Consider the following 17,345-nt stretch of genomic DNA (forward strand, 5'->3'; position numbering starts at 1 on the left):
CATATGGAATGAAGGCTTCTGAAACGAGCCTCTCATCCATCCTCCTTTGACGGCCTCGTCCCTCAACGAGGCCGTCTTTTTGTCTGCCCCCCGCCCTCTCCGCCTGCCACTGTCGGTTGCGTGGGCCGTCGCGGTCGCGACGGCGACGGTGCTCACCCAACCTGCCCCGCCCCGGTTCCGCAACGTCCAGCCGGACAGCGGCGTGGCCTTCGTCCTCGAGCACGCCCCGACGCCCGACAAGCGCCTCATCGAGACCATGCCCGGCGGGTTGGCGGCCTTCGACTACGACGACGACGGGCGCGTCGATCTGTTCTTCGCCAACGGCAACGCCACCCCTGACCTCGCCAAGGCCGACACACGGTTCCACAACCGCCTGTATCGGAACCTCGGCGGCATGAAGTTCGAGGACGTCACCGACCGCGCCGGACTTGCCGGGCGGGGCTTCGCGATGGGCGCGGCCGCCGGTGACTACGACAACGACGGGCACGTGGACCTGTTCGTGCCGGGTGTCGGCCAGCCCACGCTCTACCGCAACACCGGGCAGGGTCGCTTCGAGGACGTGACGACGCGGGCCGGGATCGCGTCGTCGCCCTGGTCGGTCGCGGCCGCGTGGGTGGACGTCGACCGTGACGGGCGCCTCGACCTGTTCGTCGTCAACTATCTCGACTGGTTGCCACAGGCCAACCGCTTCTGCGGCGATCGCGTCCGCGACCTGCGTGTGTACTGTCACCCGAAGTACTTCGCGGGCCTGCCCAACCAGCTCTATCGCAACAAGGGCGACGGCACGTTCGAGGACGTGTCGAAGGCCAGCGGCATCGCGGCGCACGTCGGCAAGGGCATGAGCGTGGCAGTCGCCGACTTCGACGCCGATGGGCGCGACGACCTGTTCGTGACCAACGATGGCGTGCCCAACTTCCTGTTCCACAACGTCGACGGCAGGCGCTTCGAGGAGACTGGCCTGCTGGCCGGCGTGGCGCTGCCCGGCTTCGGCCGGCCGATCTCCAGCATGGGGGCCGCGGTGCACGACGTGACGGGCGACGGCCGCCCCGACCTGCTCGTGACCGCGCTCAAGGGCGAGACCTTCCCGCTCTACGTCAACGACGGCGGCATGACGTTCCACGACGGCACGCACCAGGCCCGGCTCGCCGCGCCGAGCAGCCAGCGCAGCGGCTGGGGCCTGGCGTTGGCCGACCTCGACAACGACGGCCGCGTCGACATCGCGACCGCCAACGCGCACGTCAACGACCTGATCGATCGCTTCGAGGCCTCGACATACAAGGAGGCCAACGCCATCCTGCTCAATCGCGGCACGACCTTCGAGGACGTCACCGCGCTGTCGGGCCCCGAACTGTCGGCCGCCACCGCGGCGCACCGCGGCCTGCTCGCGGTCGACCTCGACGACGACGGCCGGCTCGACCTGGTGACGACGAGCCTGGGCGGACCGGTCGAGATCTGGAGGAACGAAGGCCCCGCGGGCCACTGGCTGCGCGTCCGCCTGCGGGGGCGGGCCTCCAACCGCGACGGCCTCGGCGCCATCGTCACGGTCGGCGGGCGCCGCCACGCCATGACGTCAGCGTCTGGTTACGCCTCGTCGACGCTGCGCGGCGTGCACGTGGGGCTCGGCGACGCCGCCGCCCCGCCGGGCATCGAGGTGACCTGGCCATCGGGGCGCACGCAGGTCGTGCAGGCGCCGGGCGTCGACCAGGTGGTGGAGGTCACGGAACCGGGGGCGTGATCGCCTGGGCGTCGGCAGGCGCGGCGGCGGCCGGGGCGGCGGCCTGCGACCGCTTCTGGTACTCGGCCAGGAGCAGCTTGGCGCGCTCGGGCTTGCCCGTGCGCTGCATCGCCTGCGCGAGCTGGTAGTGGACGCTGCCGTCGGGGTCGGCGGCCAGCGCCTTCTCGAGGTGCGGGATCGCGGCCGCGTGGTCTCCCTTCTGCACGAGGGCACGTCCGAGCGCGGCCTGTGCAGGCAGCATCGTCGGGACGGCCGCCACCGCCTTGCCGAGCAGCTCGACGGCGCGATCCACCTGCTGGGCCTGCAGCAGCGCCTCGCCGAGGGCGACCTGCAGGTCGGGGGCGCCGGGCGTCATGCCGTGCAGCTTCTCGAGGAGCGGGAGGGCCGCCTCCAGGTCACGCGCCGCGTAGAGTGCCCCGGCGAGTTCCCGCTCCAGCCCGGGTTCCCCGGGCGCCAGCTTCAGGGCTTCGCGCAGGTACGCGGCCGCCTCGAGCGGCTGGTTCTGGTCGCGCGCGATGCCGGCGCGCACGGTGAACAACTCGACCGAGGGCGGAAGCTTTCCGAGCTTGTCGAAGGCGTAGTTGGCCAGTTCGTTGGCAGCCTTCGCCCGCCAGTAGAGGGCGGCCGGCTGGGTGGCGGTCGCGGTGCGTGCCAGGACGTCCTGGAAGTCTGCCGAGAGGTAGGCACACGCGACGGGCACGGCCTCACACGACGGTTTCTCGGCCTCGGCCTTCTTCTGCTCGACGCCGGCCCAGTCGGCATGACCGCTGGCCGCATAGACCCGCGCCAGCGTGAGGTGGACGCCTGGCAGCGTCGGCAGCGCCGCCTGCGCCTTCTTGATCAGCGAGAAGGCGCCCGCGTACTTTTCCTCCACGGCCATCACGTCGGCGGCGAGCAGCCAGACGTAAGGCGAGTCGGCGTCGATCCCCTGCAGCGCCGCGAATGCCTCACGCGCAACGCCTTCGTAGCTGCGGCCGAGCGCGGCCCAGACCTGCGGCGACTGCGGCTGCGTGACCGACAAGGCCTGCAACTGCACGCTGGCCTCGGCGTACTGGTCGAGCGACAGCAGGGCCTCGGCGAGCGCCTGGCGTGCGTTGGCGTTGCCTTCGTCGGCCTGCACGACCTGGCGCAACGGCGGCACGGCCTCCTTCGGCTTCCCGAGTTCGAGATAGGAGATGCCCAGGAAGAGCCGGGCGGGCAGCAGGTCGGGGCGAAGCCGCAGGGCCTCGCGCAGGGGCGCAATGGCCTCGGCGGTGCGACCGCCCATCGCGCGGGCCATCCCCAGTTGCATCTGCGCCACCGGGTCGGTGGGCGCCTGTGCCACCAGGCGCTGGAAGATGGCCTCGGCCTCGCCGAACCTCGAGGCGTCGAGTGCAGCCTCGCCCTGCGCGCGCAACGCCGCGGTGTCGCCGGCCGCAGCCTGGGGACGGGACGTGGCCCGGGCCTGCGCGGCCAGTCCCACGTACGGCACGCCGCCGACGAGCACCACCATCACCACCGACACGCGCAACGGGTTCATCACAGCCACTTGTAGGCCGCTGACAACGGGTCCGTCAACACGGGGAGGCCGGCTCGCCCTGATGGCGCGTGCGAGAATGACGCGGTGACGCGCCCGTCCGGCCCCTCCCTGACCCGAACCGCTGGACTGGTCGGCAGCGCGACGATGGCCAGCCGGATCCTCGGGCTGGTACGCGAGCAGGTGCTCGCGCATGCCTTCGGCGCCAGCCACCAGATGGACGCGTTCAACGTCGCGTTCCGCCTGCCGAACCTGGTCCGCGACCTGTTTGCCGAGGGCGCGATGACCGCTGCCTTCGTGCCGACCTTCAGCCGCACGCTCACCCGCGAGGGCAAGGACGCGGCCTGGACGCTCGGGCGGCGCGCCATCACGGCGCTGCTGCTGGTGACCTCGACCATCGCGCTGGCCGGCATCGTCTTCGCCGAGCCGATGACCCGCGCGTTCGCCGGCGAGTTCGCGCAGGTGCCGGGCAAGTTCGAGCTCACGGTGCGGCTCACCCGGCTCATGTTCCCGTTCCTGCCGCTGGTGGCCGTCGCCGTGGCGGCGATGGGCATGCTGAACGCGCTCGGCCGCTTCTTCGTGCCGGCGCTCGCGCCGGCCACCTTCAACGTCGCCTCCATCGCCTGCATCCTGCTGCTCGTGCCGCTCATGCCTTCGCTCGGCCTCGAGCCGGTGACGGCGTTGGCCGTGGCGGTGCTGGCCGGCGGACTCGGCCAGGTGCTGCTGCAGTGGCCGCAGTTGCGCGCGGAAGGGTTCCGCTTCCGGCCCGACTTCGCGCCGCGCGATCCGGGGCTGCGCGAGATCCTGCTGCTGATGGGGCCGGGCACGCTCGGCGTCGCGGCGACGCAGTTCAACGTGTACGTGAGCACGGTGCTGGCCACCAGCCAGCAGCCGGGCGCCGTGTCCTGGCTCAACTACGCGTTCCGCATCCTCTACCTGCCCATCGGCCTGTTCGGGGTGTCGATCGCCAGCGCCTCGCTGCCCTTGATCTCGCAGCACGCGGCGCGCGAGGACACGCCAGCCGTGCGACGCACCGTGGCGCACGCCATGCGCCTGATCCTGACGCTCACCGTGCCGGCCAGCGCCGGCCTGCTGGCCCTCGCCGTCCCGATCGTGCGCGTCATCTTCGAGCGCGGGCGCTTCCTGCCCAGTGACACGCAGGCGGCCGCGCTGGCGTTGATGGCGTACGCGCCAGGCCTGATCGGCTACTCGGCGGTCAAGGTGCTGTCGCCCACCTTCTACGCGTTGCGCGACAGCCGGACGCCGGTCGTGATCAGCGTCACCGCCGTGCTGATGAACGCCGCCCTGAGCCTCGCCTTCGTCGGGCGCCTCGGCTACGTCGGCCTGGCGCTCGGCACGGCGCTGGCCTCGCTGCTCAACGCCGGACTGCTGATGCTGCTGCTCCGTCGTCGCATCGGCGGCATCGAGGCCGGCCGTCTCGCCTCGACCTTCGTGCGCATCGGCCTGGCAAGTGCCGTCATGGCGGCGGCCGCGTGGGGCTCGCACGCCTGGATGGCGTCGCACCTGTTCACGGGCGCCGCCTTCGTCTCGCAGGTCGCCCGCGTGGCCGTGGCCATCGGGTTCGCCCTGCTGGTGCTGGTGGTGGCGGCGCGAGCGCTGCGGATCGAGGAGTTCGACGAGGCGTCCAGCCGACTGCTGCGCCGCTTGCGGGGCCGGAGTCGCTCCGCGTCGAGAGACGATGCCTGACCCGGTAACGACGAGTTCGGCCGTCGATCGGCGGCCGCTGGGGGTGGTGTCGTCGGCGCACTTCATGGTCGACGCGTACTCCAACATGTACGCGCCGCTGCTGCCGTTGCTGATGCCGCGCCTGGGCATGAGCCTGCAGGCCGCCGGCACGCTCATGATGGTGTTCCAGGGAGCCGCGTCGCTGTCGCAACTCGGCTTCGGGCGCCTCGCCGACCGCGGCCATGCGCGGGCGCTGCTCATTGCGGGCCCACTGGTGAGCGCGCTGGTGCTCAGCCTCATCGGGCTGGTGCAGCAGCAGGCCGTGCTGGCACTGGTGCTGGTGGTGGGCGGCCTCGGCGTGGCGGCGTTCCATCCGCCGGGCGCGATGGTCGCGCACACGGCGGGGCGCGTCCGGCCGGGCACCGCGATGGCCGTCTTCGTGACGAGCGGGTCGATCGGCTTCGCGCTGTCGCCGCTCATCGTCGCCAACGCCGCGGGGCGCTACGGCCTGCCGGCCACCACGTGGTTCCTGTTCCCCGGCCTGGCGTGCGCGCTGCTGTTCGCGCGACTGGTGCCGGCGCTGCCGCTCGCTCCCCCGCACGCGCATGGCGGCGGCCTGGCGGCGCTGCGGCCGCAGGCTCGCAACCTGTTCCTGCTCTACGTGCTCGTGGTGATGCGCACGGTGGTGTCGCTGTCGTTTGCCACCTTCGTGCCGGTGCTGCTCACGCGGCAGGGGATGTCGGTGGGCGCGGCGGGCACCGCGATGGCGCTGTACCTGTTCATGTCGAGCGTCGGCGGCTTCTGGGGTGGTCGCCTTGCCGATGCATTCGGCCCGCGGCGCGTGATCATGCTGTCGTTCGTGCTGGCGGCGCCGTTCCTGCTGGCGGCGCCGCAGTTGCGCGGATGGGGCTTCGCGGGCCTGCTCGCGCTCGGCGGCCTGTTCCTGCAGTCCACGCTGCCGGTCAACGTCAGCTTCGGCCAGGCGCTCGCGCCCCACAGCGCCGCGACGGTGTCCTCGCTGATGATGGGCGTCGCGTGGGGGACAGGCGGCATGCTGGTGCCGGTGACCGGCAGCGTGGCCGACGCGCTGGGCCTGCCGACCACCCTCACGCTGCTCGGCGCGCTGCCGCTGCTGGCCGCTGCCCTGGCGACCCGCCTGCCGGCCGCCCCGCCGCTGCCTATTCACGTCGAGCCGGTCGAGGTGAACGTCGCGGCGGTGGATCCGGCGGCCGACGAGGAGTAGGGCAGGGGCTCAGGGCTCGGAAACCATGCTGACGCGCCGACCGCCTGAGCCGGAGTCCTCAGTCGACCGCCGACTGCCCACTGCCGCCTGCCGGTATCCGAAGGCCGAAGGCCGGATGACGAAGGCCGAGGGGTAGACTGATCGGGTGCCCCGCCCACCCAGCTACGGTCGCGTCTCGTATCAGTTCGGCCCCGGCCCACTGACACCGGCGGTCAAGGCACTGCTCATCGCCAACGGCGTGGCGTTCCTGGCCCAGTTGGTGTCGTCGGCGCTGACGATCTGGGGCGGACTCACGCCGGCCGCCGTGCTCGAGTCGCTCTGGCTCTGGCAGCCGTTCACCTACATGTTCCTGCACGCGGGGCTCACGCACCTCGTGTTCAACATGCTGGCGCTGTGGATGTTCGGCGTCGAACTCGAGCAGTTGTGGGGCACGCGGGCCTTCGCGCGCTTCTACCTGCTGTGCGGGCTCGGTGCGGCCGCAACCACCATCCTGGCGTCCCTGCTGCCGTTCGACTTCGCGTCGATGCTGTACGTCACGCCGACCGTCGGCGCGTCGGGCGCCATCTACGGCCTGCTCGCGGCGTTCGGCATGACGTTCGCCAACCGCCCGATCTACATGTACTTCCTGTTTCCGGTGCCGGCACGCATCTTCGTGCTGATCACCGGCGCGATCACGCTGTTCCTTTCGATCACCTCGTCGGGCGGCACGATGGCCCACCTGGCGCACCTCGGCGGCCTGCTCACCGGGTGGCTGCTGCTGATGCGAGGCCGCGGCGGCCTGACGGCCGAGTTGAAGTACCGCTACACGAAGTGGCGCCTGCAGCGCGCCCGCCGGAAGTTCGACGTCCATCAGGGCGGTCGCGGTGGGTGGAATGTGCACTAGATCGCGGATCGGGGATCGCGGATCGGGGATCGATTCTGCTTCGATGTAGCCGTCGGCCTTGGCCGACGGGCCCGTCGACCGCCGACGGGCATGTGGACCGGAGCGGGTCAGCCCTGAGCGCGGACCGGGCTGAAGACGCCGAGCACGAACGTGTCGTCGAGGGCCACGGCCTGGTGTGCCACGCCGCTCGGGATGTGCAGCACTTCGCCCTCCTCGACCCTGACGTCCTCGCCGCCGACCAGGAACTGGAGCGCGCCCTGGAGCACGTACGTCATCTGTTCCTCGTCGTGCGCGTGCAGCGGCACCAGCGCGCCCTTCTTCAGGTAGACCTGCGTCAACATCTCACGCTCGCCGCGCACCACCTTGCGCGACACCATCTCGGTCACCTTCTCCAGCGCGATCTCGTCCCAGCGATAGAGGGCCATCGAAGCATCCTAGCGGGTTGTCACGACCTGGGGGGATGGGCGTCGGGGGCTGGGTGGCGATGCGGACTCCGGAACCGGGTCAGGACGCCGCGCGGCAACGGCCGCAGGTCGAGCCGGCGGGAGTGTCAAATATCCGATGGCCGATTGCGGACCGGCGGTACAGTAGAGGGCGCGGCTACCCTATAATGGGGGCGAATTACAGAAGAAGCATTGGTTATGCTCGAGTCCAGCCTCGCCGTCCGACCCGTTCCCGCCGCATCATGAAGACCGTGGCGGAGCATCCCACCTCGTCGACACTGGCCCCGGAACACACGCATGCGCGCGAGACACTGCTGCGTGCGTACCGGCTCATGGTGCTGTCGCGCCGGATCGACGACAAGGAGATCCAGCTCAAGAACCAGAGCCAGATCTTCTTCCAGATCAGCGGCGCGGGCCACGAGGCCATCCTCGTGGCGGCCGGGCTCGCGCTCCGTCCCGGCGTGGACTGGGCGTATCCCTACTACCGCGATCGCGCCTTCTGCCTCGCCCTCGGCGTGACGCCGCTCGAGATGCTGCTGCAGGGCGTCGGCGCCAAGGACGATCCCTCGTCGGGCGGCCGGCAGATGCCGTCGCACTGGGGACACACGCGCTGGAACATCGTCTCGGGGTCGAGCCCGACGGGCACGCAGTGCCTGCAGGCCATCGGCTGCGCCGAGGCGACGCGACTGCTCACCGAACTGCCCGGCGTCCCGGACGGTGAACGGCCCGCGCCCGACGCGGTGACGTACGTGTCGGTCGGCGATGGCACGACGAGCGAGGGCGAATTCTGGGAGTCGCTCAACACGGCCAGCAACGCGCGGCTGCCGATCGTCTACCTGATCGAGGACAACGGCTACGCGATCTCGGTGCCGGTCGAGGTGCAGACCCCGGGCGGCGACATCTCCCGCCTGGTCGAGGGCTTCCCCCACCTCAAGGTCTTCCGCGTCGATGGCACCGACCTGCTCGCCAGCCTGCGGGTGATGGAGGAGGCGGTGGCCTACGCGCGCAGCGGCGAGGGCCCGGCCTTCGTGCACGCGAAGGTGATCCGCCCGTACTCGCACTCGCTGTCCGACGACGAGCGGCTGTACAAGACGGCGGCGGAACGAGCCCGCGAGGCGACGCGCGACCCGATCACGTGCGCCGCAGAGCACCTGCTGGCCGAGGCCCTGGCGACGCGCGAGGACCTCGATGCGCTGCACGCCGAGGTCGATCGCGAGGTCAACGCGGCCACCGACGTGGCGCTCGCGGCCGCCAAGCCGGCGCGCGACACGGCGGGCCTCTACGTGTTCTCGCCCGACGTCGACCCCACCGACGACACGTGGGTGACCGAGCCGCACGCCGACGGCAAGCCCGACACGATGGTGGCCGCCATCAACCGGACACTCCACGACGAGATGCGCGCCAACCCGCGCATCGTCGTGTTCGGCGAGGACGTGGCCGACGCGAGCCGCGCCGCCGCCCTGGCGGAGGTGTCGGGCAAGGGCGGCGTGTTCAAGGTGACGCACGGCCTGCAGCGCGAGTTCGGCGGGCAGCGCGTGTTCAATTCGCCCCTCGCTGAAGCCAACATCGTCGGCCGCGCCACCGGCATGGCGACGCGCGGGCTGAAGCCGGTCGTGGAGATCCAGTTCTTCGACTACATCTGGCCCGCCTTCATGCAGATTCGTGACGAGCTCACGATGCTGCGCTACCGGTCCAACAACACGTTCAAGGCGCCGGTGGTGATCCGCTCGCCGATCGGCGGCTACCTGCGCGGCGGCGCGCCGTACCACAGCCAGTCGGGCGAGAGCATCTTCGCGCACTGCCCGGGCATCCACATCGCGTTCCCGAGCAACGCGGTCGACGCGGCCGGCCTGCTGCGCACCGCCATCCGCTGCGACGACCCGGTGCTGTTCCTCGAGCACAAGCACCTGTACCGGCAGACGTACAACAAGGGCGTCTACCCTGGGCCCGACTACACCATCCCGTTCGGCCGCGCGGCCGTGCGGCGCCACGGGACCGACGTCACGGTGGTGACGTGGGGCGCACTCGTGCAGCGCAGCCTGCTGGCGGCGCAGCAGGCCGAGAAGGACGGCATCAGCGTCCGCGTCATCGACCTGCGCACGATCATGCCGTGCGACTGGGAGACGATCGGGACGGCGGTCCGCGAGACCAACCGCCTGATCGTCGCGCACGAGGACACGCTCACGTCGGGCTTCGGCGCCGAGATCGCCGCGCACGTGGCGGAGCACTTCTTCGAGCACCTCGACGCGCCGGTGCTGCGCGTGGCGGCCATGGACACGCCGGTGGCCTACTGCCCCGACCTCGAGGAAGAGATCCTCCCGCAGTCGGCCGATGTCCTTGCCGCGATCCGCAAGCTCGCCGCGTACTGACCTCCTCACCCAGGGCGCCGCCTGCGGCGCCCTGCTCTGCCTCGTCACGGTCCTGCTGGGGGCCGCGTTCCCGGCCCTGCGCCTGCAGGCGGCCGCCCGCATCGAGGTGCTGCGTTCGTCAGCGGCGCTGCCCGCCTGGCTGGCCGGCGAGTTCGAGGACGCGCACGGCTACGCCACGCGACCCGACGGCACCGCGCTCGTCTTCGACAGGCGCCGCCATCGCGTCTACGCCGTCGATCCGGCGCGCACCGCCGTCCGTCCACTCGTCGAGATCGGATACGAGGCGGGCCGGGTGCTGCGGCCGACGGCCTTCCACGTCGCCGACAGCGGCGACTTCATCGTGGCCGACGCGCCAGGACGCCAGCCGCGCGTGTCGGTCTTCCAGGGCAATGGCCAGGTGCTGAACACGTTCTCGGTGGCGGCGTCGGAAGCGCCCCGCGTCACCATCGACAACGTCGTCTTCAACGGCATCGCCGCGGCCCGCTACACGGGAACCACGGTGCTCCTGAACCAGCCCGAGCGCGGCGTGCTCGTCTCCGAGTACAGCGTGACGGGCGCGGTGCAGCGGCAGTTCGGCCTGCTGCGGCGGACGGGGTTCGAGGCCGACCCGGACGTGCACCTGGCGTTCAACACCGCGCTGCCGCTCCCGACGCCCGACGGCGGCGTGTACGTGGTCTTCCTGGCCGGGCCGCCCGCCTTCCGCAAGTACTCGGCGACCGGCACGCTGGAGTTCGAGCGGACGATCCAGGGCCGCGAGATCGACCCCATCGTCATGGCGATGCCGACCACCTGGCGCCGACGCAGCGTCGACGACGTCAGCTTCCCCGTGGTGGTGCCGACGGTGCGGACGGCGGCGGTCGACAGGCAGGGACGACTCTGGGTGGCCCTGCCCTCCTCACACGTGTACGTGTTCGACGGCGACGGCGAGAAGGTACGGACGCTCCAGTTGGCTGGCGCCGGCGTGATCACGCCGTCCTCGATGTGGTTCGCCCGCGACGGCCGGCTGCTCGTCACCCCGGGACTGTACGAGTTCGTTCCGTGACAATGCCGCGATGCCCTTCGACTTCGCTCGGGGCACGCCGGGAATGCCGGCGGGCCGAAGGCCGAATGACGAAGGCCGTCCCATGACGAAGGCCGGCTCCGCTTCGCGTCAGAGACCTGCTACCGTGGTAAGACCGGGAAAGCTGGTTGGAGCGTCACAAGGAATACACATGGACATCCTCCTCATCGCCCCGTCGGCGCGCCGGCGGGATCTGCTTCGTGAACGCCTCGCAGGTGCCGGGCTGTCGGCCATGGCGGAGGCGGCCCTGCCGAGCGACGCCGACGACGTGACGGCGTCGGTGGGGTTGGCCGACGCGGTGCCGGAGGGGCGCGAGTGGATGCAGGCGTTGATGCCCCTGCAAGGCCTGGCCGTGGTCGGGGCACCGCCGCAGGCGGTCGATCGCCTGCGCGACCTGGCCCTGACCGGCTGGGCCGCGCTGCCCGTCGACGTCTCGCCCTCGCAGCTGCGTCGCGCGCTCGAGATGGTCGATGCCGGCTATGCCGTCGCGCCCGGAGACTGGATGCGACCGGCGCCAGCGGGCGTCGCAGTCCGCGCCGAGGGCGCCGACGACCTGCAGGAGGCCATCCTCACCGACCGCGAGCAGGACGTGCTCGACCTGCTGGCCGAGGGGCTGTCCAACCAGCGCATCGCCGAGCGCCTCGGCATCAGCCCGCACACGGTGAAGTTCCACGTCGCGTCGATCTACGGCAAGCTCGACGCCCGCACCCGCACGCAAGCCGTGCGCCACGCGCTCGATCGCGGGCTGTTGCACATCTAGGACGTCCCACAGCGGTAGGGCCGCGTGTCCCACGCGGCCGCCATCCACAGCGGCGCGGTCGGAGACCGCGCCCTACCTGGCCTGCATCCTGGAGACGAGCAGGTCGCGGTAACAGCGACACTCCTCGTCGAACCACACGGCGCTGAACTCCTCGGCCATCCGGGCCACTTCGTCCGGCGTGTAGGGCGGTCCGCCCGCGGCTTCCACCAGCGCCTGCTTGTGCGCAGCGAACGCGCGGGGCGGCCTCGACGCGAGCTGGCGCGCGATGGTCAGCGCGCGATGTCGCACGTTGCCCGCCGGCACCAGCTCCTCGACGATCCCGTGCTGCTGCGCGTCCTGGGCCTTGTAGACGTGCCCCTCGAGGAACATCTGCCGGGCCGTCGCGCCGGGCAGGACGGCAGCCATGGCGCGCAGCATGCGCGCCGGCAGCACGACGCCCAGCGACACCTCGTTGAGGGCGAACTGGAAGTCCCCTTCGGCCATCAGTCGCTCGTCGCAGGCCAGCGCGAGGATGGCGCCGCCGGCATAGCAGTGGCCATTCAGGCCGGCGACGGTCGGCTTGGGCAGCGTCCGCAGGTTGTCGAACAGCTCGATGAACCGCCGCATGTAGCGCGTCAGCACGTCGGGTGGGTACTTGAAGACCTCCTCGACGTCGAACCCGCTGCAGAAGACCTTCGGCCCGGCGCTCGTGATCACCACGCCGTGGGTACGGTCGTCGACGCGCGCATGGTTGAGGGCCTGGTTGAGCTCGTCCACCATCTCGTGGGTCAGGGCATTGGCCTTGCCCCTGGCGAGCGTGATGACGAGGATGCCTTCTTCCCGGTCGAGCGAGATGTGTTGCACGTGCGGCTCCGAGATCGGTGGGGGCGGGACGCGAACCCTCGAGGCAGTCTATCCCGTCCGGACGCGGCGATCATGCCACGCCTGCCCGCCCGCCTCCCTTCCCCACCTGCATCGGCGGCCGACGGTGTAATGCCACCGGCCCTTCCCCGTCAGCCCCCAGTGAAAGGCCTTCGGGCCCATGGGGAGGACAACGATGACACTCGTGGAAGGAATCGTCATGGTCGGCAGCGTGTCGGCCATCGCCTGGCTCAACTGGTACTTCTTCTTCGCCGTTCCCAAGACCCAGCAGGCGGCGGTGGATGGGGCCGGGCTCCAGGAAGCGCTGGTCCGGGTCGACGGCGGGTACTCACCTTCCGCGATTCAGGTCGAGGCGGGACGACCGGTAAGGCTCAGCTTCGATCGGGCCGACACGTCCGGCTGCTCGGAGGAGGTGGTCCTGCCGGACTTCGGCATCCGGAAGTTCCTGCCGACCGGCGCCGTGACCTCGGTGGAGTTCACGCCGACGCAGGCCGGCACCTACCAGTTCACGTGCGGCATGGGCATGCTGCGCGGTCGGCTCGTGGTCACCAGCCGTTGAGGAGTGCTGCCATGGACACGTTGACGCTTCCCGTCGTGGGCATGACCTGCGCCTCCTGCTCGGTGCGCGTCCAGCGGGCACTCGAGAAGACCCCGGGCGTGACCCGTGCGTCGGTGAACCTGATGCTGGAGAACGCCTCGCTCACCTTCGACGGCGCGGCGCTGACCCCGACCGACCTCGTCAAGGTGATCGAGCAGACGGGGTACGGCTCCTCGCTGCCCTCGCCCCATCACTCCGCGCTCGACGAGCAGGCGGCCCAGGACCGCGCCCAGGAGGAGGAGTACCGCGAGGTGCGCCGCAAGGCGGTCGTCAGCCTCGGCGCCGCCGGCCTTGGCATGCTGCTCTCGATGCCCCTGATGCGGGCGCCGCAGGGCGACGCCGGTCACGGGCATGCGGTCGCGCCGGCCGATCCGTTCCTCGCCTGGTCCCACCGGACGATCGACCCGTGGTTGTCGGGCGCGCTGCCCTGGCTGTACGCCATCGCCCCCGCCGTCCTGTCCTGGGTGCTGTTCGCCATGACGGCGGCAGTCATGGCGTGGGCCGGCCGGCACTTCTACGTGCGCGCCTGGAAGGCGTTCCGCCATCACGCCGCCGACATGAACACGCTGGTGGCCGTCGGCACCGGCGCGGCCTTCGCCTACTCGACCATGGCGATCGTCGTGCCCGACCTGCTGTCGTCGCGCGGCGTGGCGCCGGACGTCTACTTCGAGGCGGTCCTCTTCATCATCGCGCTCATCCTCGTCGGCAACACCTTCGAGGCCCGCGCGAAGCGCCAGACGTCGGCGGCTCTGCGGGCCCTGGCGGACCTGCAGCCCGCGACGGCGCGGGTGCTGCGTGACGGCGTCGAGGTGGAGGTGCCGGTGGACGCAGTGACCGTGGGCGACATCATCGTCGTCCGTCCCGGCGAACGCATCCCCGTCGACGGCACCATCCTCGACGGCCGCAGCAGCCTCGACGAGTCGATGCTCACCGGCGAGAGCCTGCCGGTCGACAAGCGCGCCGGCGACCCGGTGTTCAGCGGCACGATCAACGGCACCGGCGCGTTCCGCTTCCGGGCCGAGCACGTCGGCGCCGACAGTGCCCTGCAGCGGATTGCCAGGATGATGCGCGACGCGCAGGGCTCGCGCGCGCCGATCCAGGCGCTGGCCGACAAGGTCAGTGCCGTGTTCGTGCCCGTCGTGCTCTCCCTGGCGATCGCGACGTTCGCGGGGTGGGTCGTGATCGCCGGCGAAGGCTCGATGCTGCAGGCGTTCGCCACGGCGGTCGCCGTGCTCATCATCGCGTGCCCGTGCGCCATGGGCCTTGCCGTGCCCACCGCGCTGATGGTCGCGACCGGACGCGGCGCCGCGCACGGCATCCTGATCAAGGGCGGCGAGGCGCTGCAGCGTGCCGGGGCCCTGACGACGGTGGTCCTCGACAAGACGGGCACCGTCACCGAGGGCCGCCCCGCCGTGACCGACATCGTCGTCGCGGCCGACGCCGGCATCGACGCCGACGCGCTGCTGGCCCGCGCCGCGTCACTGGAGGCCGATTCCGAGCACCCGCTGGCGAACGCGATCGTGCGAGCGGCGCGCGAGCGCGGCCTGACCGTATCGCAGGCCCGCGACTTCAGGTCGATCACCGGCCGCGGCGCCGCGGGGTGGGTCGACGACGAGCACCTGGTCATCGGCAATGCGGCGCTGCTCGAGGAGGAGGGCCTGGCGGCTGGAGCGCTCGCGGCCGACGCGGCGCGCATCGCGGACCTGGGGCGCACGCCGATGTTCGTCGCACGCACTGGCGACGCGCCACGCCTGCTCGGCATCATCGCCGTGGCCGATCCGATCAAGGCAACGAGCCGTGAGGCCATCGGCCGCCTGCGGGCGATGGGCCTGGACGTCGTCATGCTGACCGGCGACAACCAGCGCACGGCGCAGGTGATCGCCCGCGAGGCGGGCATCGATCGCGTCGTCGCCGGCGTCCTGCCCGAGGGGAAGGTCGCCGAGGTGGCGCGCCTGCAGGCCGAGGGACACGTGGTGGCGATGGTGGGCGACGGCATCAACGACGCGCCGGCGCTCGCGCGCGCCGACGTCGGCCTGGCAATCGGCACCGGCACCGACATCGCCATCGAGGCGGCAGACGTCACCTTGATGCGCGGCGACCTCGCCGGCGTGCCGATGGCGATTGCGCTGTCGCGCCGCACCATGGCGACGATGAAGCAGAACCTGTTCTGGGCCTTCGTCTACAACGTGGTCGGCGTGCCGATCGCCGCGGGGCTGCTCTACCCTGCCGCGGGGATACTGCTGAGTCCGATCCTGGCCAGCGCCGCGATGGCGTTCAGCTCGGTCAGCGTCGTGGCCAACAGCCTCCGCCTGCGCGCGGCCCGACTCGCGTGACCGACCCCAGTGGGCCCTGCTATCGTGCCCCCGGGAACGACAGCGAAGGACGGACATGACCGCACACGAGATTGCCAACGAGGACGCCGGGCCGTCGGTGTCGAAAGCCGTGCTCGACGTCCTGGTCGAGAACCACCGCGCGTTCCTGCGCTTCCTCGAGCGTCGGGTGGGGTCGAAGGAGACGGCCGAGGACCTCCTGCAGGAGGCCTTCGGCCGTGCCATCACGCACGCCCATACCCTGAGGGACGACGAGTCGGCCGTGGCGTGGTTCTACCGGATGCTCCGCAACGCCACCATCGATCACTACCGCCGGAACGCCGCGGCGAGCAGCGCCCTGGAGAGGTTCGCCTCCGAGCTGCCCGACTCGGCGCCGCCGCCAGAGGTCGCCGACGAAATCTGCGCCTGCGTGTCGCGCCTGGCCGGCACGCTGAAGCCCGAGTACGCCGATGCGCTGCGCGAGATCGACGTCCGCGGCACGCCCGTCAAGGACTACGCCTCCGCGCATGGGCTCACGGCCAACAACGCGGGAGTGCGGGTCTTCCGCGCGCGCCAGGCGCTGCGCGCGCAGGTGGTCGCCTCGTGCGGGACGTGCGCCGACCACGGGTGCCTCGACTGCACGTGTGGTCGGCCGTCGAAGGCGTGAGGGCCGCAGCCGCCGGCTTCAGCGCGAGGCGCGCCTGGTCGCGACCAACGCCTCCGCGCCATTACGGTCGGCCGACAGCGCGCGTCTCGCGAAGCTGGCGGGTGAGGCGCCGACGATGCGCATGAAGGCGCGCCGCATCGAGTCGACCGACCCGAAGCCGCACAACGCGGCGACCTCCTTGAGCCCGTTGTCCGACTCCTCGAGCATGCGACGCGCCGTCTCGACCCGCAGCTGATCGAGGAAGCGCCCCGGCGGCATGCCCTTCTCCCGCTGGAAGACCCTGATGAACTGACGCACGCTCATGCCTGCCTGCGCCGCAAGACTCTCGACCGTCAAGGGCTCGGACAGGTGCTCCAGCATCCACACGACCAGGTCGTCGAACGGCCGGCGCAACCCCGCATAGACCGTCAGGAGGCGCCCCAACTGGGGCTGACTACCGGGGCGGCGCACGAACATGACCAGCCACTGCGCGAGCGTCAGCGCCCGTCGTCGACCGAAGTCCTCCTCCACGAACGTGAGGGCGAGGTCGAGCCCCGTGGTGATTCCGGCCGAGGTCCAGATGTGGCCGTCGCGGACGTAGATCGCGTCGCGCACGACGGTCACCGACGGGTACTGCTGCGCCAGGCTGTCGCACCATTGCCAGTGCGTCACGACACGCTTGCCATCGAGTACGCCGGCAGCGGCGAGGAGGAAGGTACCGAGGCAACTGGCCCCGACCCGCCGCGCCTGTGCGGCGGTCACCCTCAACCACTCGAGATACGCGACGTCGTAGGCGCCGGCAGGCGCGTCGGGACCACCGACGACCCAGAGTGTATCGACCGGGCCGGTCACGTCGCGGTAGTGCGACGCGCCGGTGATCTGCAGGCCCAGATTGATCTCGATCGCGCGCGAGGCTTCCGGTGACACGAGGTCGACGCGATAGCCCTCGCATCGAGAGAACACCTCCAGCGGACCCGCCAGATCCTGGACTTCCAGGGGCGGCAATCCTGTCATCAGGATGCGGCGCATGACGGCGCGAGTATGTCACATGCGGACGTGCCGACGGCACGGTCGTCCGCTGGATTGCAGGCGGTATCTGCCGCATGTTTCCAGTCATCCCGTGGGACCAGCGGCAGGTCATTCAGCGACGCCCAGCTCTGCCGTTCAAGTGACAGCGAACGTCGCCGCCCTGTCACGTCACGTCGCTCGAGCCGTAGCCGTGTGCTGACGCATGGC

Annotated in this window: 14 protein-coding genes; 10 read left to right on the top strand and 4 right to left on the bottom strand. The window is 71.0% G+C overall.

The window, feature by feature from the left end:
- Nucleotides 1-148: 148 nt before the first annotated feature.
- Nucleotides 149-1,735 carry a CRTAC1 family protein gene (locus TBR22_RS24430; RefSeq protein WP_239490454.1) on the top strand — a complete coding sequence of 529 codons (1,587 nt, stop codon included), beginning with the start codon at nucleotides 149-151 and terminating at the stop codon, nucleotides 1,733-1,735.
- Here the strand turns inward: TBR22_RS24430 and TBR22_RS24435 are convergent.
- On the bottom strand, nucleotides 1,716-3,254 hold the full coding sequence (locus TBR22_RS24435; RefSeq protein ID WP_239490455.1) for a tetratricopeptide repeat protein: 1,539 nt from the start codon (nucleotides 3,252-3,254) through the stop codon (nucleotides 1,716-1,718). The genes TBR22_RS24430 and TBR22_RS24435 overlap by 20 nt on opposite strands.
- 84 nt (nucleotides 3,255-3,338) lie before the next feature.
- Between TBR22_RS24435 and murJ the strand changes: the two genes are divergently transcribed.
- From murJ to TBR22_RS24450, 3 genes are all read left to right on the top strand, one after another.
- Nucleotides 3,339-4,958: a murein biosynthesis integral membrane protein MurJ gene (gene murJ, locus TBR22_RS24440; RefSeq protein ID WP_239490456.1), complete on the top strand. Its 1,620-nt coding sequence runs from the start codon at nucleotides 3,339-3,341 to the stop codon at nucleotides 4,956-4,958.
- Nucleotides 4,951-6,180 carry an MFS transporter gene (locus tag TBR22_RS24445; protein ID WP_239490457.1) on the top strand — a complete coding sequence of 410 codons (1,230 nt, stop codon included), beginning with the start codon at nucleotides 4,951-4,953 and terminating at the stop codon, nucleotides 6,178-6,180. Before murJ ends, TBR22_RS24445 begins: the two co-directional genes overlap by 8 nt.
- A 145-nt stretch (nucleotides 6,181-6,325) precedes the next feature.
- The gene (locus TBR22_RS24450) at nucleotides 6,326-7,063 is read left to right on the top strand and encodes a rhomboid family intramembrane serine protease (RefSeq protein WP_239490458.1); all 738 of its coding nucleotides are present in this window, start codon (nucleotides 6,326-6,328) and stop codon (nucleotides 7,061-7,063) included.
- A gap of 107 nt (nucleotides 7,064-7,170) precedes the next feature.
- Here TBR22_RS24450 and TBR22_RS24455 read toward each other — a convergent pair whose 3' ends face one another.
- Complete coding sequence (locus TBR22_RS24455; RefSeq protein WP_239490459.1) at nucleotides 7,171-7,488, bottom strand: cupin domain-containing protein; 318 nt, start codon at nucleotides 7,486-7,488, stop codon at nucleotides 7,171-7,173.
- Nucleotides 7,489-7,748: 260 nt separating this feature from the next.
- Here TBR22_RS24455 and TBR22_RS24460 point away from each other — a divergent pair, with 260 nt between their 5' ends.
- The 3 genes from TBR22_RS24460 to TBR22_RS24470 all read left to right on the top strand — a co-directional run bounded on the left by TBR22_RS24460 (nucleotide 7,749) and on the right by TBR22_RS24470 (nucleotide 11,695).
- Nucleotides 7,749-9,875: a thiamine pyrophosphate-dependent enzyme gene (locus TBR22_RS24460; RefSeq protein WP_239490460.1), complete on the top strand. Its 2,127-nt coding sequence runs from the start codon at nucleotides 7,749-7,751 to the stop codon at nucleotides 9,873-9,875.
- The gene (locus TBR22_RS24465; protein ID WP_239490461.1) at nucleotides 9,844-10,917 is read left to right on the top strand and encodes a hypothetical protein; all 1,074 of its coding nucleotides are present in this window, start codon (nucleotides 9,844-9,846) and stop codon (nucleotides 10,915-10,917) included. The genes TBR22_RS24460 and TBR22_RS24465 overlap by 32 nt, the downstream gene beginning before the upstream one ends.
- A gap of 169 nt (nucleotides 10,918-11,086) precedes the next feature.
- The gene (locus TBR22_RS24470; RefSeq protein ID WP_239490462.1) at nucleotides 11,087-11,695 is read left to right on the top strand and encodes a response regulator transcription factor; all 609 of its coding nucleotides are present in this window, start codon (nucleotides 11,087-11,089) and stop codon (nucleotides 11,693-11,695) included.
- Between the two features lie 72 nt (nucleotides 11,696-11,767).
- Here the strand turns inward: TBR22_RS24470 and TBR22_RS24475 are convergent, their stop codons facing one another.
- Nucleotides 11,768-12,538 (bottom strand): enoyl-CoA hydratase/isomerase family protein, encoded by a 771-nt coding sequence (locus TBR22_RS24475; RefSeq protein WP_239490463.1) that lies wholly within the window; start codon nucleotides 12,536-12,538, stop codon nucleotides 11,768-11,770.
- 193 nt (nucleotides 12,539-12,731) lie between these two features.
- On the opposite strand from TBR22_RS24475, the gene TBR22_RS24480 reads away from it, so the two are divergent.
- Genes TBR22_RS24480 through TBR22_RS24490 form a run of 3 tightly spaced genes read left to right on the top strand, consistent with a single transcriptional unit; the run spans nucleotide 12,732 to nucleotide 16,130 of the window.
- Nucleotides 12,732-13,115 (top strand): cupredoxin domain-containing protein, encoded by a 384-nt coding sequence (locus TBR22_RS24480; RefSeq protein WP_239490464.1) that lies wholly within the window; start codon nucleotides 12,732-12,734, stop codon nucleotides 13,113-13,115.
- Between the two features lie 11 nt (nucleotides 13,116-13,126).
- Entirely contained in the window at nucleotides 13,127-15,487 is a 2,361-nt protein-coding gene (locus TBR22_RS24485) for a heavy metal translocating P-type ATPase (RefSeq protein ID WP_239490465.1), read from the top strand.
- Nucleotides 15,488-15,542: 55 nt separating this feature from the next.
- Entirely contained in the window at nucleotides 15,543-16,130 is a 588-nt protein-coding gene (locus TBR22_RS24490; protein ID WP_239490466.1) for an RNA polymerase sigma factor, read from the top strand.
- Between the two features lie 18 nt (nucleotides 16,131-16,148).
- Here TBR22_RS24490 and TBR22_RS24495 read toward each other — a convergent pair whose 3' ends face one another.
- Nucleotides 16,149-17,138 (bottom strand): GlxA family transcriptional regulator, encoded by a 990-nt coding sequence (locus tag TBR22_RS24495; protein ID WP_239490467.1) that lies wholly within the window; start codon nucleotides 17,136-17,138, stop codon nucleotides 16,149-16,151.
- Between the last annotated feature and the right edge of the window lie 207 nt (nucleotides 17,139-17,345).

This window comes from Luteitalea sp. TBR-22, assembly GCF_016865485.1.
GTDB lineage: Bacteria > Acidobacteriota > Vicinamibacteria > Vicinamibacterales > Vicinamibacteraceae > Luteitalea.